We start from the raw sequence: 25,341 nt of genomic DNA, 5'->3' as shown, positions 1-25,341 counted from the left end.
GAAGCAGAATTGATTTGAAAACTTATCAATGGCTGTTGAACTGAACAATTCTTTTTCGTAGAAAAAAGTATGTTTTCGTTCTTTAACCATAAAAAGGGGTGCAATAAATCTATCTATAATTAGCTGTACCTGTTCAATCTTATATCTACCCTGCTTATGACACATATAAGCAGTTATAGCTTCCTCTTTCGTAGAATATTCCTGCAAAAAATGCAACAATTCAACAATAGAGTAATTCGCCTCATAATATTTTCCATTGCAAGACAAAAGATAACGTTTTTCTTGTGTGGAAGAAGATAACGGATGAATAAGGATATCACCATATATATTCATTTTATTCTGCTTTTAAAATGGCACTATTGATTGTTGTACTAATATTCTTTTGATCTTTAGACATTTTTTTCCCAAAATCAAAAGTATAAGCAACTTTTATATAACCAGTTTGCTGATTTACTCTATTATATATATGATTACTATAGCTATAAACATTCGAATTTAAATAATATCTTGTTTCATTATTAGTTAAGAATGGATTATTAGTTCCCACTTCGATTGCCCAATTATTATGATTCCAACTCAAAGCTCCTCCGTAACGTCCATCTTGCCATTCATAAACACCTACTTCAGTCAATTCACGACTCTGAGTTTGAGCATACAAGCTTAAAGTTAAATTTTTCCAATAATAAGTAACATTCAATTTGCCGTAAACACTATTCTGTGATTCATTTGTAAATCCTTTAATCATTCCATATTGCCAACGTCCGCTCAATCTTAAGCGGAATGCATTTGTGGCTTTCCAAGAAAGGTCCAATCCACTACGAAACAGATGATAATCGCCATCACTACGAAAAGTTTCTAATATTTTATCATTCTCAATATAATAAGCCGGCAAAGCTGCATTGATTTCAGATGAATACATAAAAATACCGAACAAATTAAAACGTCCAAATTGCAAACTATAACTAGCCGAAGTCATATACATATTTATTTTGTCCAAATCAGGATTTCCACGCTTTATATGAAAGATATCAATATTTTGTTCTGCTGAATTAATGGTATTTATTTCGGGATAAGCATTTCCTATACTTGCTCCCCAATAAAGCTGTTGATTATCACTCATCTGATATCCTAAAAGAATATTGCCACGTGGAGTAACATAAGCTATTTTATCATGACCATGCAGACGATATTGCAAGGAAGACATACCAACACGTCCATCTATAAAGACTTTTTTATTTAACCGCTGGTTATAACTCAGAAAAAACAACGTCTCACCAGACCATAAATGTTGCCACGAATGATAATCACCTAAATAAGTCGAAGAAGTGACCTTATGAGAATGCTGTACTTGTACTGTCAATGAATTATGATGTTTCATAGAAACTGTATATTTCAAAGATGGATCAAGAGTATACAATTTCTCTTTTACATTTGTTGACGATAAAAAAGCACTTTCCTCATAAGAACGATTATAATCATTGTTTGTACAGGTTCCACTTAAAGTACATTCAAGCCATTGGTTTTCTTTCAATTGAAAACTCCCATATAATTCAACGGTAGGCATAAGAGAAGATTGATTCGTAAGATTTTTAGATTTAGCCGTTTCATTATAGCCTGAATATTTGAAGTGACAACTTTGAATATTATCAGGTATATCATTGTGAATCAAAGATATTTTTGCCCCTAATGTTCGCATTTTATTCCGATTGAGAATATTTAGTTGTGCATACTGTTGATTGGTCTTTATTCTTTCCAAATCTGTAAAAGAATTCTTAGTAAAAGGGTTGTCTGAGAAACAAAATATTTCCAACTTATTATTATCATCATTTTCATATTGCTGCATAGCATGACCCGCAAAAAGAGTATAAGAAGTGTTCCCATGAGCCACTTTCACAGCGGCATTATAATCTCCTTTCAAATACCCGATTGTTTGATCAGCATCAAGAGATACATACCCACCAGTTTGTTGTTCCTTTACTATATAATTGATAGATGCTATATCACCAGCATATTTTCCGGTGGGAGCATCATAATATTCAATTTTCTCTATATTTTTTGGACGAAGATTCTTTACTTCCCGATAATCTGCCTTGCGCCCATTTACGTATAACGTCACGCTTCCTCCCAATGTAGAAACACTTCCCTTCCGACGGTCCACCTCAATATTAGGAATCATTAAATTATAGAGTAAATCATATCCTGTATGAGAATGCTGCATTTGTTGTCTATCGGGAACAATCAAGACTCTGTCTTTTTGACGAATAAAAGATTGTCCTTTTACCACCACTTCATTTAATACAATATTATTATCAGTCAATATAATATCCGGCAACACTTTATCATTTGTTCCATTTACATCAAATGGATAAATTTCAGAAGTATAACCAATAGAACTCACAGCCAATAAATATCTACCTTGCTTTACGTTCACGAACTTATAACAACCCATACTGTCACTAGAAGCGCCTTGAACATAGGTAGAATCTTTCTGCAAGATTCTTATTGTTGCATAAGAAACACCTTGACTAATTGCATTTTTTATCTTTCCCTTGACTATGCTTTGTGTCCGAGCTTCAATAAAGAATAAGCTTATACATAAAGCTACTATAAATCTAAGACTATTCATAGCTAAATTAATCCATAAAGGAGGTCATATCAAAATTCTAATAGCATTTTATCATTTGGTTAATCGGCTTATAAAAAATCTGCATACATTAAAACAGATATATTCAAAACCTTCCCAACCATTTTGAATGATAAAATAATGAACTATCTTAATTTTGATACCCCCTCCTAAAATTCAACATTTACCAATCGTAACTTTCACAAAACATACCTCCACACGTATAGCCAGTGCAGTGACCATACAATGCGATATCATCTGAAGAGCCTATATCTAATAGGCCTCCAGCAGCTAGAGGATCGGTTTCTAAACGATCTTCAAGTTCTTGAAGATTAAATTCGGAAAAAGTTTCATTTAAAGAAACTAATTCATCTTCTCTTAATTTCATAATTAGAAAAATTTTAATTAAACGATTTATTTAGCATTTTTTCAAAAGCTCGATTCACAACTGATTTAAACATTGTCGTAAAATAGGCACATTGTTCTTTCCTTCCAAATAGTGCATGAGCTACACACCCACCACCACAAAAAAGAGCATACTTACAACTTTTGCAAATAGAATTAACAGTAATGTCATAGTTGTGCCATTCATCTAATTTACCATTATCCCACTCTATCTTTTCATTCCTATAATTTCCGATTCGATAATTGTTATTCCCTACTATCTCCCAACATGGATAAATATCTCCTAAAGGATCAAAAATGTATCCTCCTGTTTGGGAAGCACAAAATACATTTCTAAAAGGGATAGGCTTATTTTCACTCAAAGCTTGATATATTCTTGTATATAAGCCACAATCTTTACATTGTTTTATTGTTCCCATCTCTTCATTTTTTGAAATATACAATTTAGCAGATAAAAAATCAAGTGAGTGTTGTTCTTCTTCTGAAATAGAAGAACTATCCCACAATAAAGCAGAATACATTTTAAAAGTTGGATATGAAAAGAATCCACAATCTTCAAAATAAGCTTTTAGACGAACAAAATCCTCGACATTTTTATTGTCCGTATTTACTCTAACAATAATATTTACTCCTTTTTTTAAAGCCTGATCAACATTAGATATTATTTTATCAAAGGTTTCATTATCTTCATAATGTATCCTTCTCTTGTTATGATACTCTTTTGTTCCATCAATCGTAACCTGAATTTCATCTATAAGCTCAGGAGACAATAAATCCATAAAACAATTCAAATTATATCCATTGGTTAATACTCTAAATGTATATCCTTTCTCAGCACCTTTAGCTATTATATACTTTACTATATTTTTATTTTGTGGTAATAAAGGTTCACCACCGTATAAAGCTATTGTTTTATCTCTTAACTCCACACGAGGTTCTATTTCTTCCATTGCTGAATAAGCTTTATCGACCATCATCCTTGTAAAAGATAATACTGAAGAATCATCTTTCATTCGTCTGTTTTCAAAGCAATAAGGACATCTAAAGTTGCAATTATAAGTAACCACAAATGTAAAATTTTTATATAATAGTTGCATCTTTTTATGTAATGCTCTAGCTATTCTCGAAACATATTCAATCTCCTCATTTTGTTTTTTTACGGTTATATATCCCCGTTTTAATAAATTCTGTAACGTATCTTCTGATAAATCATTTACCAAATTTATCGATTCAATTTTCGCTAATAGTTCTTCTGAAACAACATCAATTGCTCCTGTATATCCATGAATCAATAAATACTTCCCTTTTTCCTTTTCCAGTTTTACTGGAATTATATAAGATGATGTCCTTAATTCCATATCATTAATGCCAAATTACAATTCCATTTTTAACTTCAAAAATTCTCTCTTCATATCCTTTCGTATAGTCACGCAACCAATACAAAGCTCCTTGTGGAACATTATTATAGGCTGCCTCATCATCTTTAGTTGCTATCTGTTTACCCAGTGACGTCCATTGTCCGTTATTCATATAAAACAATTCGTATTTATGTCCTTTACGAATGCCGTTATCATCATTGCGAATAATATATCGGATTCGGGAAATGACCGTAGGCTGTTCCAACTCCAGTCCTCCCCAACTCAAGCTATCATTGCTGTGAAAGAAAGTCAACGGGTCACCATCAAACAAATTGTCTGCTCCGTTCCGTGGATAATATATACTGGGTATATACTTTCCTATTACCTTCCCTTTGAGTGGCGTATCAGAGCCTTTGGCATAAAATTCCACTTCACTCATGTTTCCCCATGTCTGGTCGGAAGACTGATAGCGAACATATTTCACCGGACGAGAATCGGTCACCAACACCGTGATATACTTGAAATCCGGTTCTTCTGTTATGGTATGAAAAGTCACAGCATCTGTAAAGTCTGCATTGTCTGCCCCTTGGAAGCGGCATCCTATCATCAGGGGAGGAAGGTACGCCAGATTGCTAGCTTTCGGATTCTTACGTTCCAAAGTTAATGTCGCCTTTTCGTTCTGAGGAGTCAAAAATGTGATACATCCTAAAGTATCCAGCAAAAATGGATGTCCCGTCGGTTGAATTTTTCCTTTGTCAAAATAGGCGGCATGATAGACTATGTTAGGTCCCATATTCTTGAATACAGCATGTCCATTCTCTACTTGTGTCCATGCTACGGGAAACCAACCTTGCGGATTGAATACACATAAATAGGCAAATGATTTATTGCGAGGAATCTGCAATGTAAGTTCTACATCCTTAGCTTCGATAAAAGGATATTCTCCCGTAGCGTCTTGCTGATAAGGATTCCGGAAATTGGAAGGGATATCCTCATTACCATGAATCATAGCCAACGAACCTTTTTGTTTGCCAAAAGTCTCTCTATACACTTTTGGCATTTCATGGCGGAAACGTACCAAATGCTCATCCGGATTTTGTTCTGCTCCCGAAAAATCATGCCATGTTCCATCATTATCATAAACAACATTGAACACGTGCCCTCCATTACCTCTTCCCCAATGAGAGACGCTTTCTATTGCCACCGGAATACCAACTGCCCGCATAGCATAAAGTGCTAACTCTGCATAATCGCCACATAGACCAAACTTAATATCAGCCAATGTACTGGGGCGCAAACTAATTGGCAACACCGCATCCAAAGCAATATGAATAGGAAGTTTTATCAACTCATTATTAATAATCGTACAAGCTTGCTTGGCTGTTTGAATAGTGTCCGACTGCAACAGCGGTTCAAAGCGTTCCCTATACAGTTTTCGCCATGATTCGGGTATTTCTGTAGCCACACGATAGGGCAATATCCATTCGCAAAACTCGTCAAAAGTGAGATGTTTGTTCCACGGACGCCCCCATACGGCAAATGCCTCCTCAATGTTCTGAATCAGAAAGTCGGCAGACAAAGTCTGCACATCCCAATTCACTTGGGGCTTTTCATCTCTATATATTGCCTTATTCCCAAATGCATCATAAATGGCAGGGATGTCATATTCCGGCTGTTTTATCTGATAAACGGAATCAATAAAAGTATAAAATTCATTAATCAGATTGCCAGTCAGATAGTATTTATCTGCCATATTCTCTATCAGAAACAGAGCCGCTTTCAACTTCAACGAGTCACCACTATCCTGATAATGCCGAATCACTTGGAAAAGCTCTTTCCTGTTACCTCCGGCTTTCGACAATGCTTCCTCCACTCCCGTTTCCGCAGTCTGCATCTTGCAACTGCAAAGGAATAGCACAGTTACTGATATTATATAGAGAAGAATACGATACATAACCTCCTTTTAACCCACGTGAAAATATCCTATCACATAATTAGCACCCTGCATCACAGTGATGCAGTAATTGCCTGCCGGAAGCAAGTCAATGGGGATAACGTATGCTGTATCAACTATTACATTAGGCAATTCCAAATACACTTGCCGTCCATCTTCACTTGTAATGGCAATAAACAAGTTCTCTAAAACTTTATCCGATTGGATTAGAAGCATATTTCCTTCTTTCATCAAGATAGGAGATGAAGACAAAGAACGCACATCAAGTGTATCTTCCCAATTCTTATTTACTGGTATCTTTTCAGCATAAGCCACTGTACCAAACAAGACCTGTACAAGGCAGCATAAAATCACTATTAATCTTTTTGTTTTCATCATTGCACTATCATTTAAAATTAATGATGCAAAGCTAGATAAAAAGATTCAAAGAGGTTCAAAAAATGATTTGACAGATATTTGACAATATACTAATCACCTATAAATCAGCAATTAATTTATCCAAATCTTCTCCTGCACCATCTCGTCCCGACATCTTTTTATAAAGCCGTTTACGGGCTTGTGTAATGGCAGAAGGAGTACATATCAAGATGTGAGTCATGCTCATGCAGCTTAAAGACAACTTGATGAGGTAGCATAGATGGAGTTCCCTTTGCGACAGTTTGGGATAGAGTTCATACAGGCGGCCAGTGAATTGAGGATAGGCAATATCAATAGCTGTGCGAAGCGCATCCCAATCCTCTTCCTGCACTTTCAGTTCCTCCTGCTCTGCTTGATGAAAGAAAGCATAGACATCAGACCGACGAAAAGCATCTTCCAGTAACTCCCGGTTGGAAAGCAAAGCGGCACTTTGATGCCCGGAAGTTTCCAACACCTTCCGCTGAGAGAGCAACAGCTCCTGCCGGAGCGTGTCATTCTGTTTAACCGCTTCCACCAATTGCCTTTCCACTTCCTGCAACTTCCGCTCGTTCTCGCGCATATAGGCCAAGCTATGCTTATATTGTTCTTCCTGTATTAACCGCAAACGCTTTTCCTGCTCAATGGCTTTCTGCTTCCTGATGCGGATACGCTGAATGACAATAACAGCCAAGGCTATGATAAACAGCAGAATAAATAGAAGCAGATAGATTTTCTTTAAATAGCTTTCATTCTTCAAATCCAGCTGATGGTTCTTCTGTTCTTCGTGCTGAAAGCTATAAGACAGATGCAGTTTCTCTACCGCATCAGTTCGAGTTATAGCATTTATAGAATCTTGTAATATTCTATATTGCTTGCCATAAGCTAATGACAGCACCTCATTTCCCTGCGTCTTTTCCAAATCAGTCAGATAATAATTTGCATAGCACTGTTTATGAAGATTTCCATATTTCAACACCTCTCCCCAATAATAGCGAGCTGAATCCACTTGTCTTTCATCTTTATATATACTTCCCAGACACAACAATACATTACTCGATTTCCTTTCCGTAGGCAATACTTCCAATAAAATCTGTTTTGCCAACCCTATTTGCCCCTTATCGTAGTAAAAACATCCCATTTCCCCGGCTATGCCATCAGCCAATTTGTCTTTTCGAAGCTTTCGCGCCATCCGGTAAGCCTCCTTATAATAATAAAGGGCACTATCGTTTTCATTTTTCCCATCATACGTACGAGCCAGATGACACAACGAATTGGCACATTTCACAGAGTCTCCTAATTCCCTATAGCAATGTAATGCTTTCCAATGCATACGTCGGGATTCATCGTAAAGGTCCTGATAGGCAAATAAGATACCCATCTGCCCGTAGGTCATTCCCTGCAAAAGCGTTTGCTCCGTATCCTCACCAACCTCTATGCCTTGATGATACGCCTTCAGCGCCCTCGGAATATCGTTCATGTCCCGATACGTTCCTCCCAAATAATAATAGGATTCGAACAAGCGTTCCTTATCACCCTTTTGCTGATAATAATCAACGATGGAAAGAATAACGGAGTCCGTGGTATGCGGCATATAAAGTTTGTCCTCTGCTTTTATAGTAAGCAGACGATAATACATTTGTGTTTTCTGAGGAGCATGGGTTATGCTGTCCGCCAAAGTAGCCAACCATATCAAAGCGCTGTCGGGACGGGCATTCATGCAGCCCATGGCATGACGCATGGCTATAGGATAATCTTTCTCCGAGGTGCAGGAAAGCAGACACACGCATCCGGCCAACAAATATACAAACAATGCATTTTTCATAAAGCTACCTTTTTATAATACTTGATGTCTTACCATGCGGCAAAGGTAGCATTTTTTTATTTAAGTTTCATTGAAAAGTGTCCGGTTTGCAGCCATTTCAAACGGCTATTAAGCACACTTTATGTTTTAAAACACACCAGCTTGTTCAGTTATTCCACTTTCAGTATAGCACTATTGATACTTCTGTCCACACTGTTACTTTCACGAGAGGTCTTCTTGCCGAAGTCGAATGTATAAGCCAACTTAACATAACCGGCGAAGCGATCCGGCTTAGACAGCATAGTGTTTTGGCAACGATATATCTCACGGTCCATCATAGACTTTTCCTTAAATTTAGTGGAAAAAGGATTAGTCACGCCCACTTCCATTCGCCAGTTTTTGGGATTCCAACTAACGTATCCTCCACATTGAGCAGCCATAGTAACAGACATCAGGTTAAAATTAAGCCACTTGGTCTTCGACTTGGCATACAAACCATACGAAAAGTCTTTCCAGTAATAATCCACTTGCAGATTACCCCAAAAATTATCTAAACTTTTAGAAGTGGAAGGGTAAGTCACATATCGCCAGCCCCCATTCAGCCGCATCCGTAAATGGTCTGTTACCTTCCATGTACCAAACAATTGGACAGAGAAATTGCGATACTTGCGGTCACTGTTATAACTCCGCACCAATTTATTATTTTCTATACTGAAATCCTCATATCGCATATAATTGATCATATCATAAGCCACATTCGCCCCCACAGTAATTTTCCCGAATTGCCCACTGTAAGCAATAGAAGGAGTGGTTTGGAAAGGTACCCGTTGATGAGGGTTTCCACGTCTTATTTGCAACGAATCTATTTGTTGTTCCACCGTATTCAATTGGCTGATATCCAGGAAACCACTGCCGACAGGACAAGTCAGTCTGATTTGTTGTTGTGGTGCAAAAGTATATGTTACATTGAAACGCAAACGAGGAGAAAGTTTGCTTTTCCTGTCATCGTGATGTAAACGATATTGGATATATGAGAATCCGGGACAAACCCGAAGGAATATTTTTTTTCCAAATCGTTGAGTATAATCCAAAAACAACATGCTTTCTCCTTCCCAAAAATGTTGCCAAGGAATATTACCAATCCGATAATCGATCGAACTGACGGTATGAAAATGAAAGCCCTGTATGGTCAATGCGTTTCGATGTTTGAACTGAATGCCATAATTGAGAATGGCATAAAGTTCATACATATCTTCTTGATTGTCGGTAAGGACAGTGTAGTCATTCTCTTGATAACTATAACGGTATTGGTTGTGCGTATAACTGCCCACTACCGTCGTTTCCAAATACTGCTTGTCTGTTACGTCCCAGTGTCCATACAGTTCCAAATTAGGTTTCCAACCTGATTGGCTTACATTAGAGAAACTTTCTATGTTTTCCTTGTCACCATCATACAACAACGACCTCCGGTTATAATTATCAGGAGAATCGCTATGTACCAAAGACAATTTTCCCGAGAGCAACCGTTTATCCTGCTTATTGGAGATATTCAACTGGGCATACTGGCTATTATTCTTCACACGGTCGTCCAACAAGGTGGACTGTCTGCGAACGACACGATCGGTAAAAACGAATGCCTCTTGCCTGTCGTCCGTCAGCTTACTATATTCCCTTTGAGAATATCCGGCAAACAAAGTATAATCCATAGACTTTTTAGACAGTTTAGCCACCACATTATAATCACCACTCAAATATCCTATTTTTTGATCGGCATTAAATGATACATAGCCCCCACTTTCATGTTGTTTCATCACGAAATTAATGGCAGAAATGTCATTCATATATTTTCCTGTCGGCACATCGTAATACTCTATCTTCTCAACATCCTTCGGATTCAAATTCCGTATCTCACGCGCATCAGCCTTGCGTCCGTCTATATAGAGAGTTGTCTCGCCACCAATAGCCGACACCTTCCCATTTATCCGGTCTACTTCCACCTCCGGAATCATTAATCGATATAGCAAGTCGTAACCAGAAGCAGAATGCCTTACCTGCGTTTTTTCCGGTATAATCAAAACATGATCCTTCTGCCGGATAAAAGAAGAAGCATTCACCATGACCTCTCCAAGTCTTACAGCTTCAACATCCAAGACAACAGGTTCCAAACGAACCTCATCCTGCAAAACATGAACAGGAATGAATTTCGTCTTAAATCCAATGGAGCTAATACCCAGCAAATAATTACCTGTATAACTTGCTTTTATCTGATAATGCCCCACACTATCCGTACAAACACCAGCCACGAAAATAGAATCAGGATGCAACAAACGTACTGTGGCATAAGACAAACCATTGTGATTTTCATCCCAAACGGTTCCACGTATGTTTTGCGCTCTCAAACACGAGAGAGAAAGCGTGAATATCAGTATGGATAGCCCTGTCAATTTTAACAAATAAGAAGAAGTCATAAAGTATAATATTTATTCAGAAACTGTTTAAAAATAAATTAAAATAATTGCCATGTAAGTGCTTATCATATTGGATTTCAGCATGTTAATTAATACACCATTTGTAACTTTATGATTACTAAGACATTAAGTTATGGAACAATATTCAACCAACCTCACTAATAAACAGTGGCAATTTATAGAAAAAATAGTGAATACGCAAAAGAGAAGACGAAAATATTCTATTCGTGGCATTTTTGATGCCATTCCCTACTTGCCCAAAACAGGTTGTCAATGACGTATGCTCTCCGCCAATTTTGCACCTTGGCAGAGTGCATGGGGTTTGATTAAAATAACTGACATAGCAAAGAAAGCATCTTTCAGCGCAGCCAAAGCAGACGTTGAAGCACCAGTCTTTTATAGGGTTTCTTCATGTCTTCGGGCAGGAAGGAAGCATCTATCAGTTCCATCCATTTGATGATGGAACACCGGAATTTCCGGGCGATATTCTCTATTACCTTGCCACTGATCCCCGATGCTGTTATCGACTTCTCAAAGTCACTTCTCCATATTTTCCTTTTTTTCCCATTAAGAGTTAATGCCATTTCCTCCGTATCTTCGGGCATGACAATAACCGTGGACAGTAAATCGTATGCAGGTGTCAGAGTATAACCCATCCCCGTGTTATACAATGAAAAGTTCTTCAGGTGCATATCCGAGTTTCCCACAATCCACGAGAACACCACCACTTCCCAGAAATTCACCAGATCAAGCTGCGGCACTGCGGAATACTTCTTGATAGTCTTGGCTATCTGCTCATACGATCCCTTGTATTTATATTCGGTGAGACGTTCCGTCAACTGACACATGTCCTCCATGGCAATCTTTCCACCATCCGGGCGACGGTCTATGCGCCGGGTGATGTATCCCAACTCGCCATCGGCAAAACGCACCAACCCGTGGGGAACCACCGTCATTTTGGCTGCTTCCGCCATGTGCATGGTCAAATCCTCCAGCTCAGGTAATGCCCGGTAAAAATCAGTCTGGGGCTTCAAAATAAACTTTCCCCACAAGCCCACAATAGTAAAACGGTCCGGCTCGTTCTTTCCGCCGGGATTCACATCGAGCGACAATTTGGCTTGCACGCCCGTCAGCGTGGTCTGTGCCCTTACTACCTGTTTGGCCAGTTCGCCTATTTCACTCCGCACGTAAGGCAGTTGAGGAGCCTGACGGGTACCGAAAAGTTTCCGGGCACAAGCCGGATGATAGTCCACCTGTCCTTCCTTCAGTTCCTTATAACAATACAAACACCTTTCCATCATGTTTCCGGTTTATCAAGTTCATCCTCTACTACGCTCACTGCCCCAATGCAATCCTTACAACAGGCCAGTAACAGCGACATACGGTCGCGCCGGTTTATCTTCCAGCTATTTTCGGCAATGTTCAGCAGCCATCCTTCAGGTATCAAGCCGTCAAAGAACGGGAACAACACAGTGTCACGATAAGGTTTGTCCGTCAGCGGTAGTGTCAGACTGACGGCTTCCGCCTTGCCGGAGCGCAAGAATCCGGCATCATAGGCAAAAGTGAAACCATTCTCATCTTCCGTCAACAACCCTGCGTAGATATCATTCAAATATATTTTTCCCCTTTTCATGCGCTATGCTCCTTTCTTGCAGGCACAGCCCCCACTTCATGTCCGAAGAGGGCAAGCACCTGGTTTACCTTGTCTATCCGTAAAGTCTGCTTTCCTTGCTCCAACTCGCGCACAAAGCGAAGTCCCACCCCCGCCTTAGCCGCCAAATCTACTTGCGTAAGTCTGAACCGCTTACGCATTTCTTTTACAAACAATGACAATGAATCACTCATAATTACACCCTTTAGGGTACAAATATACAAAAAGCTTCGACAATTACACCCTAATGGGTATAATTTATTAGTTTCCTTCGTATAATATACCCGAAAGGGTGCAAAGTGATTCTTTTTGACATCTTCCGCCAATACCAATTTGTACATAATACAATAATAAGTTGCACCCACTTATGCCCTCATGCCCTCACTTTTAGCTATAATACACTCATTATAAAACCATCACCCTCACTCCTTTTTCCTACATTCCCCTCTTAAATCATTCATTCACAACATGATATCCATTCACAGACTTATAAACCGATTATTTGTGAAATCCCCTGCTTTTCAGCTTTCTTTCCTCACATAAGCGGCATAAATAGCGGCCACCGTAGTTTGTGTTATACTATTCTTCTTTGATGATTGAAAGTTCAATATTCGTTAACCACGTACGTGGTTAAGTATAGTCACCTAGGTGGTTAACTTTAACCACTCTCGTGATTAGACTTAACCACCTAGGTGACTAAGCAATTACAACCTATAAAAAGCAAGAACAGAAAAGGGAGAAAACAACAGAGAGACAGTGGAATACGCGCACATAGACTACTGAAAATCCGGTGCACAAGCCATGCAGCTGCTTTATAAGAACGAATGGTTAGGGGTTGAATGAAGAAAATGAGGAGATATTGCGGTGAAACAACATCGAATTTGAGCAAATTTCGCCTTTTGAGCAGTTGTTTAAATGTCGCTTTTCTTCTGCTACTACAGAGGAAAATAAAGAAGGGCTGATCGCCCATGAAGATTTTCAATTATCTGCAAGGATATACGCGTTAAACACTGTCAATCAACAATATAAATTAATTCGTACGCATTCGCTGTAAACTGAACACTTCCCCAAAAACCAGCAATAAAGGTACTGTATATCATGCAATAAGGTTGCAATAATTTATTTTCAAGCGTCCATTAGTGAGGGCAATGCCCTCACTAACAATAATGCTACCACCACCAATAAGCAGTTCATTATAAACCAGTTACAACAAAAGTTAGGGCATGAGGGCATTTTCGCGTCCAACTTTCCATTGGTTTATTACCTCCATGCCGCACTGGCATGGGCAGGAGGATTGTACGCCAAATCCAAAGCTTAAATGAAAAAGCCGTGCCGCGAATAGAATATTTTCGTATTCCCGTTTGCGTGTTCACTATCTTTTCTATAAATTGCCACTGTTTATCAGCGAGGTTGGTTGAATATTGTTCCATAACTTAATGTGACAGCCTTACCGGGCGTGGTATTTCAATCCCTTCACCTCGGTGTAATGCAGTCCGTCCCATTGCACGGGCATACAGCAGAACTGCCATTTCCGGTCTCCCAGATCGCCTTTCCACGGACCGGAAACCGTACGTACCAGCATTTTATTCATACCTTTCTTTAAATGTATCTTTACCGGAGGACGAAAGAAATACCCCTCCTGCGTCAACGGGATTTCAATGCGCCCTCTCCCCCATCCTGTCCACGGCAGGCTTTGGAAAGGCCAGTGAGGAGGATTCACCCGCTCGTCATTGAGCCACACATCCCCTCCTTCATAATCCCAGCTGCCCTGCTCGGGAGCTCTGCCCGAACGGTAGCCGCCCGAATGACCCCACATGCCGTTCAGACCGAACATCAACCAGACCTCCTGATCAACCGGACTTTCAATATAGGTAAGGGCATAGCAGGTACCCGGCCCTGTCCCCACCACAGGAGACATCAGCGTAGGCCAATGCCCCGGACGAAAGACTTTGCGGTGGGCATTGAACATATCATACAATGAACGGATCTGCACCGCGCCTCCGCAAGCTTCCCGAGACTGCCATCCCAACACGGTGTCATTCACCGCATACTCCTCTTTTATTATACGCTCGGGATCAAACGAAAAATCATTCTGCCCGTGGTGGTCAAACGGGCCTATCAACCTCCACTCCATGTCCGCCTGCTCCACATAGGCGAAAGGAATGCCGGCAAAATAATGGTCCCGGTGATAGACCAGCCTGCGTTCGAATTCGGCAAAGGCTTTCCACTCCTCCGTTCCCTTGGAAGGGATACGCGCCATGCAGTCGCGCCTCTTTTCGCGGCTTCCCCGCCAGATGCGTTCGGCAAAGGTGAGCACGCAGGGATAAAACGGATACTGCTCCAGCAAACGTTGCTCCGAACCGAGTGCCCCATCCGTCCAGACACAGAAAATGCTTCCCAACGCCCGGGCATCGCCACGGGGCACCTCACACGGCTGCTGGAAAAAGACTTGCGGAACTCCCGTCTGAGAGTCCATCCAATCCAGATAGAATCCGTTACAGTCTATGTAGCGTGCCGACTTGTCCAAGGCATGCCCCGCCTCGTTTTCGCCCCAGCACATTCTCACGGCAGCCGTATCGGGCACATAGCCGGGCGACCACACCACCACTTCCTTGTGCTTGCCGCGCACGTAACGAATCATTTCAGGCATGAAGGCTTCCATCTTAAAATGTACTTCATCCGAACCGATATGGAACCATGGGTCGGGAAAAAGGGGAATGATTTCATCCAGCGCCTCTTTCAATACTTCCATTCCTTTGACCGACTGCATATCGGCTCCCACTCCCTTTCTGAAGGAGGCACTATGCCCCGGCATATCCACCTCGGGCAGGACACGCATCCCCAGCCCGGCACAGTAGTCCACCAAATCCGCCAGTTCCTGTTGTGTATAGAACTTTCCGGGCTGCCTGGTCTTCCAGAAGGTGGCGGTGTCTGTCAGTTCGGGGTGGCTCTTTACCTCCACCCTCCATCCCGGATCGTCCGTGAGGTGCAGATGAAGCATGTTTATTTTATAATGAGACAAGCGGCGGGCCAGCTTCTTGATGAAATCCACCGAGGCGAAGTTGCGCCCCACATCCAGCATCACCCCCCTCACACTGAATGCCGGCATGTCTTTAATGATGCAACGGGCTATTCCGTAACCTTTCTTTTCCTTTACGATGAGCTGCCGCAATGTCTGCAAGCCATTGAAAAATCCTTGAAAGCCGGCAGCAGTGATCCGCACCTCTTTATCGGACACGGACAGCGTATAGCTTTCCGCCTCTACCGATCCGGCAGCCTTTGAAGAGCCGCCCGGGACAAACCGGACGGGCAGGCAGTCTTTCCCGCCGGCAACCATCCCCCGGTCCAGCGCCACCTCTTCCAGTTCCGCCCGAAGCTGCGGAAACTGTTCAGCGCCTCCGCCTCCCGCCACCTTCAGGCAAGAGAAGCGGACGGTTCCCTTGCCTCCGGTCACCTCGGCAGGATAAGGGATAAGACTTGTCGAAAGCTGGTTTTGAGGAGTGGGCAGCGACCATCCCGCAGGTTGGGCTTCCGCCGCCAACCGGGTTATTCCCCATAAGAAAACTAAAATAATAAACTTCGCATACATATCTTTTTCCTTTCTAGAATAAATAAAGAAGAGGCTGCCCCAAGAAGAAGACGGATATTTTTTCCTCCCCTCTCCCGAAACAGCCTCCGCACATAATCACAGCTATATTCTTAATACGTTATTGTATTATCCTGAAAATATCTTTTCACCCCAAAAACAACAACCTTTTATTCCCGTCAATAAGGATTTTGTGTCAAATTTGGATTCATGTTCAGTTCGGACTGCGGAATAGGCAACAAAAGATGGTTGGTCGAAACGTTGGTCGAACCTTTCTTCTTCATGGTCTCAATATACACTCCGTGACGGATCAAATCCATGCGGTTGTAGCCTTCGAGGAACAACTCCCAGCTTCTCTCCTGCAAGATAGCGGCACGCAACGCGTCTTTCGACGGATAATCAGCCAGCTTCAAGTTATGCTCCGCATTGCCGAAAGCTCTTTCGCGTATTTTGTTTATCAAATCGACAGCCTCCTGAGAAGGACCGTTCAGTTCGTTCAATGCCTCCGCACGCGCTAGGATAATATCCGCCAGACGAAGCAATACGATATCTGTTCCTTCAGTCCAGTCTATATGGGCGGGGTCCATCGGAAATTTATTGGGGATAGGGCCTTCGCCTACTCCATGCCCCACTTCTTTCACCACAATCTCGCCTTTTACTTTCGCTTCATACGATGTCAGCAAGTCGGCTCTGCGCTTGTCCGCCGGATCGAATGAATCATAAAAGTCCCAGGTGGCGCGGTAGTAGTCCCATCCTATCACCGTTCCGTCCGGATTCAGGAAATCGGCCGGCTGAAAATGAGCGGCGTATGCGGAATGCTGGTAACGCGGAGGAAGACTAGGAATGACAAAAAGGAATTCGGCGTTCTTCTCGTTCTCCACTCCCCACAACTTGCTGTAATCCGCAATCAGCCTATGAGGCGACTGGGTGATAATCTCGTTGGCTATCTCGGCACACTCCTTCCACATCTTGGCTTCTAGGTATATTTTACAAAGTTTCGCCTTTGCCCCCCATTTGGTGAAGCGTCCATAATCCTTGGCGGGGTAGCTGTCCGGCAGTTTGTCCATGGCATCCTTTATCTCGTCAATACAGAACTTGATGACTTCATCCTTGGAGGTTCTGCCCGGCTTCGACATCAAGTCGAAGTGGGAAGTGGTGATAAAAGGAACATCTCCGTACAGGTAAACCAGATCGGCATAGAAAAAGGCGCGTATCACGCGGGTTTCTGCGATGAAACGCTCTATGGCCGGGGTCGGCGCCTGCTTCCTCAAGTTATCAATACCGATGTTGGTGCGGCTGATGCCCATGTACAAGTCCATCCACAAAGAAGAAGTGACATAGAAATCGACTCCCCACTCTGCCTTTTCCATCATAAGCTGGTTGCCTTTTTGCGCTCCCGGACCGAAAATAAGATTCGCTCCCGCCACTTCGTTCAACATCTGGTAAGCGTACTCTCCGGCAGGTATGTAACAACGGGCGCTCCGGTCACGGAATCCTCCGTACACTCCGTTCAGGTATGCCTGGGCATCCGATTCTGTCTTGAAAAAATCATCCACCGGTATCGTGGTATATAACTCAGTGTCCAAGCAAGAGGAAAAAAGGCAGCTTGCAGCCGCAATAATATATATTCCAAGTTTTTTCATGATATTCTTCTTTTTAAATTAGAAACTAACTCTTAATCCCGCCATAAATGTGCGGCAAGGAGGATAACCGTTGTACGAACCGTCTACTTCCGGATCGTATCCTGTATAATCGGTGATGGTGAAAACATTCTGCGCATCTACATATACACTGCAAGGAACAGCTCCAATGCGGGTGTTGTAAGTCAGACGGACGGATTTCAGTCTCAGGAAGGAAGTGTTCTCTATATACAGTGAATTGTATTCGCTGCCATAAGGATTGCTCTTTCCCGAATGGATATGGGTATCCGTATGGGTAGGTGTCCAGCGGTCCATGACGCTCTTGAAAGCATTCACCCCTTCGAACACACGGGCAGGATTCTCATAATAAGACCTGAACTGATTGAAGGTTTTTCCACCCACACGCGCATTGAAGAAGAAATTAAGATTCCAGTTCTTGTAAGTCAGGTCATTGCCAAATCCGAACTCCACCTTCGGATCGGGAGTTCCCAGGTAGGTGATATCGGCCGCGTCGATTTTGCCGTCAGGTCCCGGCTTGAACTCACCGTTCTCATCGCGTCCGCCTATATCGGCATAACGGATATTTCCCGGAACGGAATTGGGCTGCGCACTGCCCTTGATATCATCTCCTTCCTGCCATATTCCGTCGAACACATAACCATAGATGGCATTGACCGGATCGTGTTCCGATGCACCGAGTTGGGGCAGAGGCAGTCCGGCACGGTCTTTCCACAAGTTTTTGTTATGAGTGACTGTCAAGGTTGTCTCCCACTGGAAGTCACGGGTGCTGATATTGCGGGTATTGAGCGTGAACTCCACTCCCTTGTTCTGAATCTTACCTGCATTTCTCCACTGGCTTGCATAACCCGAATAGGCGGGTGTGGCAAATTTAAGCAGCAGGTTATCCGTCGTAGTCTGATAGTATTCCAACGTAGCGGAAATCCGGTTATCAAAGAATCCGGCATCAACCCCTACATTGAACTGCTTGGCTGTCTCCCACATCAGCAACGGGTTGCCGGCATTGTTAGGAACCAGTGTCGATGCCACGCGGTCTCCAAAGATATAGACATAACCTTTTCCCAGCAATGTCATATAACTGTTGTTACCGATATCCTGGTTACCGGTTTCTCCGTAACCGATTCTGAGTTTAAGGTTGGACAAATTCGTGAAATCCTTCATGAACGCCTCGTTGGAAATACGCCATGCCGCCGAGAAAGAGGGGAAATAACCGAAACGGTTGCTTTTCTCGAACTTGGACGAACCGTCCGCGCGGAAGGTGGCTGTAAACAAATAACGGTCATCGTAGTTGTAATTGGCACGGGCGATACCCGAGATCAGCACATTCTTTGATTTGGTGGTACCCACGGTAGGACGTTCTTCGCCGATACCGATATTGTTATATCCGAAATAGTCGGTAAAGAACTTCGTAGCCTTGGCACTCAAGTCTTCAAAAAGAAAATCCTGGTAAGTATAGCCTGCCAGCACATCGAGTTTATGCTTGCCGAAGTTTTTCTTGAAAGTAGCCGTGGCCTCCAGCAAGTTGCTGGCACCTTGTGTGGTGGTAACCGACGCTATACCTCCCGCACCCGCACCTTTGCGTGTAGTGGTAGGATTGTAATACTCGCGTTTCGCGTTCTGCATGTCCGTACCTGCCTGAATCTTGAAGAAGAGGTAATCCGTAGGCGTATAATTCAACAATGCATTCAGCATAACGCGTCTGGAGCGGGTCTTGTCATCAATATCGAGCAAGGATACCGGATTGGACATCAGCACATAATGCGGATTATCAGAGAATTTTCCTTCTTCATTGCGAATGGGCACGTTGGAGGGGAAAGCATAAGCACCACCCAGCACACCGGTGTCTTCGGCACGTGTTCCGGCAATGATGTTATTATCCGTAGTATTGCTCAACAAGCTGTTTATCGTAAGGTTCAGCTTCTCCGAAATCTTCTGGTCCAAATTCAGGCGGAAGCTGTAACGCTCGAACGAACTGCCTTTCACGATACCATCATTGCGGTGGTAGCTGCCTGACGCCAGGTATTTGGTATTCACATTTCCACCTTGCATGGTTACATCGTGGTTGGTCACCATACCGGTACGGGTAACTTCTTTGAACCAGTCGGTTCCTTTACCAAACGACTCCACGTCTTTGTAGTAAGGGTCTCTGCCGTTGAACACCTGCATTTCGTTATATACCTGCGCAAATTCACTTCCGTTCAGTACATCAAAACGCTTGGCTATGACCTGTGTACCAAAGGATGAGTTGAATGTGATTCTGGCCTTTCCTTCCTTACCTTTCTTTGTCGTGATCAAGATAACGCCATTGGCGGCTCTCGAACCATAGATAGCGGTAGCGGAAGCGTCTTTCAGCACTTCCATGCTTTCAATGTCCGAAGGGTTGATGCTGTTCAGCGGGTCTTTCTTGGGGCCATCGAACACATCTCCCGAACCCGGATAGAAGTTCGTGTTGTCTATCGGAAACCCATCCACAACGTAAAGCGGAGTTTTACCGGCGTTGACAGAAGAAGTACCGCGAATCTTAATGGCTGCCGCCCCACCCGGCTGCGCGCTGCTTTGAGTCACCACCACACCGGCTGCTCTTCCTTGCATCATCTGCACGAAACTGGAGTTGGTGGGACTGCTGATATCATCGGCTTTCAAAGACACCACCGAACCGGTAAGGTCGCTTTTCTTCATGCTGCCATAGCCTACTACCACTACTTCGTCAAGTTTCTGGGTATCTTCTTTCAGTTTGATATGCAAGGGCGCATTTCCTTTTACTGTAATTCTCTGCTCAATATATCCGATAAACGAAACGACCAATACAGCATTCTCGCCTACAGACAGGCTGAAATTACCGTCAATGTCGGTTATGGTACCGGTTTTACTTTTGAGATCCATCACATTGGCTCCGATGATGGACTCGCCTTGAACGTCTGTCACACGACCGGTCACAGTCCGCTTCTTCCCGTCCTGACGGACAGCCTCCGGATCGCCCGTTCCTTTTTTATACACAGAGATATAATTGTTTGTAAATTTATAATTAAGGCCTGTTCCTTCAAAAGCTTTATTCAGAACATCCGCAACCGTCTTACCGGCAGCCTTGATCTTCAGTTTCTGATTCAGATCCACATCATGCTTGCTGTAAATAAACAAATAATCTGTCTGATTCTCAATCTCTGAAATAAGTTCCTGTAAGGTGAGCGAACTTCCATTAAGATTAACATTCGCCGTCTGCGAATAAGTGTTTTCCGCATGCAGCTGCATTAAAAGACAAAAAATAAAAAAAAGTGTAATTTTCATAATACGTAGTGTTTTTTTCATAACTTCGCAAAATAAAAGGGTTATTAGGTACTGATTTTAGGGGCATTAGTCAAGATATATCAGGATAATCCTTTGGAAAGGAGGGTAGTTGCAGTACTCTCCTTTTTTTATATCATTGATCTAACGCATAAGTTTAAAAATAGATTCAAGTGTGTTTTTACATAGGCATATTCGTTATTAAGGTTATACATTAATCAAAATATTTCAATCTCTTTATCCGACAAGATGCGGTATTGGAATTTACCCACATCTTTAATCGCTTGTAATATACTTTCTATACTGTCGTTCTGACGGAACTTACCGTTATAAACCTGTTTTAAGATTTCCGGATTCTTCACAATAAATTTCACTTCATACCACAGTTCCAGCCGCTTCAACAACTCTCCGAAAGGCTGGTCTCCAAAGGTATAGATGCCATTGGTTTGCAGTTGCCGTTGTTTATATTCCGAAGATAACTTATGCAGACGCCCGTTCAAAACGATTGCTTTCTCATCAGGTTTCAGGTAAATGCCTTGCCCGTTCTCCTCCCTGTCACAAATATAGACAGACCCTGTGACCAGTTCCGTCTCAAAATCGTCCCGGTCCGGATAAGCGAACACATTAAATTCAGTGCCCAATACCCGTATATCATACTTGTCTGTCTTCACAATAAAAGGAGCTTCCGCATTTTTCATCACCTTGAAAAAGCCTTCACCTTCCAGTTCCACGATACGCTGTCTGGCATCGAACACATTAGGCACTTTCAGCCTGGTGCAAGGATTCAGCCATACCGTGGTTCCATCGGCTAAAGTGACATATACCCGCTGCCCTTTAGGAGCCTGCACCCACGTATATTCCCTGCTATAAATGTCCAAATTATATTCTTTGGAAAGAAGCCATGTGCCGACCACCAGCAGTATCATTGCCGCATACTTCACCATCTTCCACGACAGACGAAGGACACGCCGCTTTGCCGCCATCCGCTTCAGTTCTTTCAGCTTGACGGCTGCCATCCGCTTATCTCCTTCTTCCTCCATCAGACCGGAAAGAGCCATGGAGTTTTGCAATGCCGCAAACTCCTCCTTCAAGGCCGCATCTTTTTCCAGCTCTTTAAAAAGCCGCTCCTTCTCGGAGTCAGTCATGATACCCAAAAAATAGTTATGCAGATATTCTTCCATATTTCACCAAGTTCTTTTGTTCTGTATAACAGTAGAACGAAAGGGAAAAAGACAGCCACCAAAAACAATTTCAAAATAAACACTAATTAACACATGAAAATAAAAAAAGGAAGGTAATCTTTCAATGCCACTCTGAGTTTACGAAGCGCGATACTCATTTGCCCTTCAACCGTATTTACCGAGATACCAAGCCGGGCGGCAATTTCCTTATTTTGCAAGCCCTCCATACGGCTCAATTTAAAAATCTCCCGGCAACGTTCGGGAAGCGACTCTATGGCCTGTTGAAGAATACGCTCCATTTCAAAGAAAGAAAAAGAATTTTCGTCAAACTTCTGCAAGGAATACAATTTAAACTCAAGTTCCTGACGCTCTACCGGTGAAAAAGAGTAATGTCTGGACTCTTCCCGGCATTCTTTCCGCAGTATGTCGATACAACGATTCTTGACTATCGTGAAAAGATAAGCATTAAAATTCCCCTCAAATGATAACTGTTCACGGTTCTCCCAAAGTTTCAGAAAGATATCCTGAACTACATTCTCCGCATCTTCCTGAAGAAGCAGATAGGTTTGGGAAAAACGTACCAACTTTGGAAAATAGATGGTGTACATCTCGTCAAAATCCAACTTGTCTAATTTCAATAAAGTCTGCTTCATATCTCTGTGTCACAAAACATGCAATTAAGGTGTAATATTCGCAAAAAATATTGAAACCTGCAAGAAATTCACTTGTTGTTTCAGCCAAGTTCCGAAAAAAACGGAAAATCATCAACTAATTTGAAAAAAGGGCAATCCTTTTTTAGCATAAAATGCGGAAAATTTCACCAAAAGCAGTAACTTTGTCATTCATTATATGTGTTTTAATTTCAAAAAACAATTAAATTATAAATTCATGAAACTGAAAGACTTACTAGCCTGTACAATGACAGCTTTGCTTTTCTGTACCTCCTGTATAAAGGATGAAGCGCCCAATGCAGAAGCGGATATTCTAAGTTGTAAAGTTCCGGTAGAAATTCTAAAACGAGAACCTATCATTCAGAATAACAGTATTACTTTAATGGTAAAGCCAACTACCGACCTTGAACATCAGGCACCAGAATTTACATTGACGGAAGGGGCAACCATATCCCCTCTCAGTGGAACAGAACGTGACTTCACTACCCCACAAAAATATACCGTTACCTCTGAAAGTGGAAAATGGGAAAAGACTTATACGGTAGCTTTTATTTCAGAGGAAATACCTACCTTCTATGAATTTGAGGATACAGTTATCACCACTCAAAGCAATGGAGATTATTTTGTTCTTACAGAAAACAACGGTGGAAAGCTAGAATGGTCAAGCGGTAACCCCGGATTCCGCTTGACAGGAGTGGCCAAAAGTCCATACGATTACCCTACCATGCAAGACGATGCCGGTGTAGTAGGAAAATGTGTTAAATTGGTAACCCGCAGCACCGGTTTCTTTGGAAACATGGTGGGAATGCCTATTGCTGCCGGAAACTTATTTATGGGAAACTTTGACGTTGGTTCAGCTCTTACTGATGCTTTAAAGTCCACTCAGTTCGGTTATCCTTTCTATCACAAACCAACCAAAATAGTAGGATATTACAAATTCAAGGCAGGCCCCAAGTTCATGTCCGGAGGCAAAGAGGTCGCAGGGAAAAAAGATATTTTTAATATCTATGCCATGTTCTATGAAACAGATAAAGAGACACGCACATTGGACGGTTATTTCAAAGCAGATGGATATGAACATAAAAATTTAGTAGCTTTAGCCATGATAGACAATCCGCATGAGACATCCGAATGGACTCGATTTGAAATGCTATTCGATTACCATAAAGAAATTGATACAGATAAACTATTGGCAGGTAGTTATAATGTCGCCATCGTATTTTCGTCAAGTGCAGATGGAGATATATTTGAAGGTGCTCCGGAAAGCACGCTTTGGCTTGATGAAGTAGAAATGTTTTACGAAAATTAAAAATGGAAAGTATGAAAAAAAATATTATATTGATCCTTTGCTTACTAGTCAGCCTCTCTACCTGGGCACAACGTGAGAGAACAAAAAGTATTATCTGGTCTTCATTACATGGCTTAGAATATGAAATCAAGGCAGGATTTAATATTGGCGGTACATTGCCCATCCCGTTTCCTGCAGAAATCCGCTCCATAGACGCCTACAATCCAACACTTTCCATAACCATTGAAGGCAACATCACCAAATGGTTCGGTGAAAAACAAAAATGGGGTGTCACCACAGGACTCAAAATGGAAAACAAAGGTATGCGCACTAAAGCTACCGTAAAAGACTATGGAATGGAAATTATCGGCGATGGTGGAGAAAAGATGTCCGGACATTGGAACGGAGGTGTACGTACAAAAGTACAAAATTCATACCTCACGATCCCCGTTCTAGCAGCCTACAAACTGACGCCACGCTGGAATCTAAAATTCGGACCTTATTTTGCCTATTTAATGGACGGAGATTTTTCCGGACATGTTTATGAGGGCTATTTGCGGGAAGGCGATCCAACAGGAGCAAAGGTGGAATTTACAAACGATAAAATCGCGACTTATGACTTTTCTTCCGATTTACGTAAATTTCAATGGGGGGTACAGTTAGGAGCCGACTGGAAGGCTTTCAAGCATTTAAAAGTATATGCGGATTTAAACTGGGGACTAAATGATATTTTCCAGAAAGATTTCAAGACAATCACTTTTGATATGTATGCGGTTTATCTGAATGTAGGATTCGGATACGCATTCTAAAGTAGAATTTTACTTTTGTGTATCATACAAATTCAATCATAAAAAAGGAAGTTGCATAATACAGCTTCCTTTTTCCTTTACTAATACAGTATGAATACTATTTCTTCAGACCGTCAAACTCAACAAGAACAGCCATCTTAGTCACTGTAATATCCAAATACCAGTTTACCATCAGCATTACCGGTAACTGTTACGTCCAGATTCCCTAAA

The 25,341-nt window shown here is 42.0% G+C and carries 19 protein-coding genes; 3 read left to right on the top strand and 16 right to left on the bottom strand.

Going from position 1 to position 25,341, the window contains the following annotated elements; translation table 11 throughout:
- Positions 1 to 334: 334 nt before the first annotated feature.
- From ACYQ0C_RS04625 to ACYQ0C_RS04595, 7 genes are all read right to left on the bottom strand, one after another.
- Positions 335 to 2,626 carry a carboxypeptidase regulatory-like domain-containing protein gene (locus ACYQ0C_RS04625; protein ID WP_016277165.1) on the bottom strand — a complete coding sequence of 764 codons (2,292 nt, stop codon included), beginning with the start codon at positions 2,624 to 2,626 and terminating at the stop codon, positions 335 to 337.
- Positions 2,627 to 2,807: 181 nt separating this feature from the next.
- On the bottom strand, positions 2,808 to 3,011 hold the full coding sequence (locus ACYQ0C_RS04620; RefSeq protein ID WP_016277164.1) for a hypothetical protein: 204 nt from the start codon (positions 3,009 to 3,011) through the stop codon (positions 2,808 to 2,810).
- 13 nt (positions 3,012 to 3,024) lie between these two features.
- Positions 3,025 to 4,386 (bottom strand): radical SAM/SPASM domain-containing protein, encoded by a 1,362-nt coding sequence (locus ACYQ0C_RS04615; RefSeq protein ID WP_016277163.1) that lies wholly within the window; start codon positions 4,384 to 4,386, stop codon positions 3,025 to 3,027.
- A gap of 4 nt (positions 4,387 to 4,390) precedes the next feature.
- Positions 4,391 to 6,340, bottom strand: coding sequence for a discoidin domain-containing protein (locus ACYQ0C_RS04610; RefSeq protein ID WP_016277162.1), 1,950 nt, complete (start codon positions 6,338 to 6,340; stop codon positions 4,391 to 4,393).
- Positions 6,341 to 6,349: 9 nt separating this feature from the next.
- Positions 6,350 to 6,718 (bottom strand): DUF3244 domain-containing protein, encoded by a 369-nt coding sequence (locus ACYQ0C_RS04605; protein WP_016277161.1) that lies wholly within the window; start codon positions 6,716 to 6,718, stop codon positions 6,350 to 6,352.
- A gap of 97 nt (positions 6,719 to 6,815) precedes the next feature.
- Positions 6,816 to 8,558, bottom strand: coding sequence for a tetratricopeptide repeat protein (locus tag ACYQ0C_RS04600; RefSeq protein ID WP_016277160.1), 1,743 nt, complete (start codon positions 8,556 to 8,558; stop codon positions 6,816 to 6,818).
- 149 nt (positions 8,559 to 8,707) lie between these two features.
- Positions 8,708 to 11,005 (bottom strand): carboxypeptidase regulatory-like domain-containing protein, encoded by a 2,298-nt coding sequence (locus tag ACYQ0C_RS04595; RefSeq protein WP_016277159.1) that lies wholly within the window; start codon positions 11,003 to 11,005, stop codon positions 8,708 to 8,710.
- A gap of 133 nt (positions 11,006 to 11,138) precedes the next feature.
- Between ACYQ0C_RS04595 and ACYQ0C_RS04590 the strand changes: the two genes are divergently transcribed.
- Positions 11,139 to 11,282 (top strand): transposase, encoded by a 144-nt coding sequence (locus tag ACYQ0C_RS04590; RefSeq protein ID WP_016277158.1) that lies wholly within the window; start codon positions 11,139 to 11,141, stop codon positions 11,280 to 11,282.
- 82 nt (positions 11,283 to 11,364) lie between these two features.
- Here ACYQ0C_RS04590 and ACYQ0C_RS04585 read toward each other — a convergent pair whose 3' ends face one another.
- The 9 genes from ACYQ0C_RS04585 to ACYQ0C_RS04545 form a co-directional block, all read right to left on the bottom strand.
- The gene (locus ACYQ0C_RS04585; RefSeq protein ID WP_016277157.1) at positions 11,365 to 12,303 is read right to left on the bottom strand and encodes a HipA domain-containing protein; all 939 of its coding nucleotides are present in this window, start codon (positions 12,301 to 12,303) and stop codon (positions 11,365 to 11,367) included.
- Positions 12,303 to 12,638, bottom strand: coding sequence for a HipA N-terminal domain-containing protein (locus ACYQ0C_RS04580; protein ID WP_016277156.1), 336 nt, complete (start codon positions 12,636 to 12,638; stop codon positions 12,303 to 12,305). The genes ACYQ0C_RS04585 and ACYQ0C_RS04580 overlap by 1 nt, the downstream gene beginning before the upstream one ends.
- Positions 12,635 to 12,850, bottom strand: coding sequence for a helix-turn-helix transcriptional regulator (locus ACYQ0C_RS04575; RefSeq protein WP_016277155.1), 216 nt, complete (start codon positions 12,848 to 12,850; stop codon positions 12,635 to 12,637). Before ACYQ0C_RS04575 ends, ACYQ0C_RS04580 begins: the two co-directional genes overlap by 4 nt.
- A gap of 999 nt (positions 12,851 to 13,849) precedes the next feature.
- A complete protein-coding gene (locus ACYQ0C_RS04570; RefSeq protein WP_081642417.1) occupies positions 13,850 to 14,086 on the bottom strand; it encodes a hypothetical protein in 237 nt (78 codons plus the stop codon).
- 17 nt (positions 14,087 to 14,103) lie between these two features.
- Positions 14,104 to 16,245, bottom strand: coding sequence for a family 20 glycosylhydrolase (locus tag ACYQ0C_RS04565; protein WP_016277154.1), 2,142 nt, complete (start codon positions 16,243 to 16,245; stop codon positions 14,104 to 14,106).
- Positions 16,246 to 16,421: 176 nt separating this feature from the next.
- Positions 16,422 to 17,885 (bottom strand): RagB/SusD family nutrient uptake outer membrane protein, encoded by a 1,464-nt coding sequence (locus ACYQ0C_RS04560; protein WP_016277153.1) that lies wholly within the window; start codon positions 17,883 to 17,885, stop codon positions 16,422 to 16,424.
- Between the two features lie 18 nt (positions 17,886 to 17,903).
- Entirely contained in the window at positions 17,904 to 21,185 is a 3,282-nt protein-coding gene (locus ACYQ0C_RS04555) for a TonB-dependent receptor (RefSeq protein ID WP_016277152.1), read from the bottom strand.
- A gap of 215 nt (positions 21,186 to 21,400) precedes the next feature.
- Positions 21,401 to 22,363, bottom strand: coding sequence for a FecR family protein (locus ACYQ0C_RS04550; RefSeq protein WP_016277151.1), 963 nt, complete (start codon positions 22,361 to 22,363; stop codon positions 21,401 to 21,403).
- Positions 22,364 to 22,449: 86 nt separating this feature from the next.
- Positions 22,450 to 23,016, bottom strand: coding sequence for an RNA polymerase sigma-70 factor (locus tag ACYQ0C_RS04545; protein WP_016277150.1), 567 nt, complete (start codon positions 23,014 to 23,016; stop codon positions 22,450 to 22,452).
- 235 nt (positions 23,017 to 23,251) lie between these two features.
- On the opposite strand from ACYQ0C_RS04545, the gene ACYQ0C_RS04540 reads away from it, so the two are divergent.
- Both ACYQ0C_RS04540 and ACYQ0C_RS04535 read left to right on the top strand, forming a co-directional pair.
- Complete coding sequence (locus tag ACYQ0C_RS04540) at positions 23,252 to 24,343, top strand: PCMD domain-containing protein (RefSeq protein WP_016277149.1); 1,092 nt, start codon at positions 23,252 to 23,254, stop codon at positions 24,341 to 24,343.
- Between the two features lie 11 nt (positions 24,344 to 24,354).
- Complete coding sequence (locus ACYQ0C_RS04535; RefSeq protein ID WP_016277148.1) at positions 24,355 to 25,131, top strand: porin family protein; 777 nt, start codon at positions 24,355 to 24,357, stop codon at positions 25,129 to 25,131.
- The last annotated feature ends 210 nt before the right edge of the window (positions 25,132 to 25,341 follow it).

The sequence above is a fragment of the Phocaeicola sartorii JCM 17136 = DSM 21941 genome, assembly GCF_054653615.1.
This window is presented reverse-complemented; position numbering and strand designations above follow the sequence as displayed.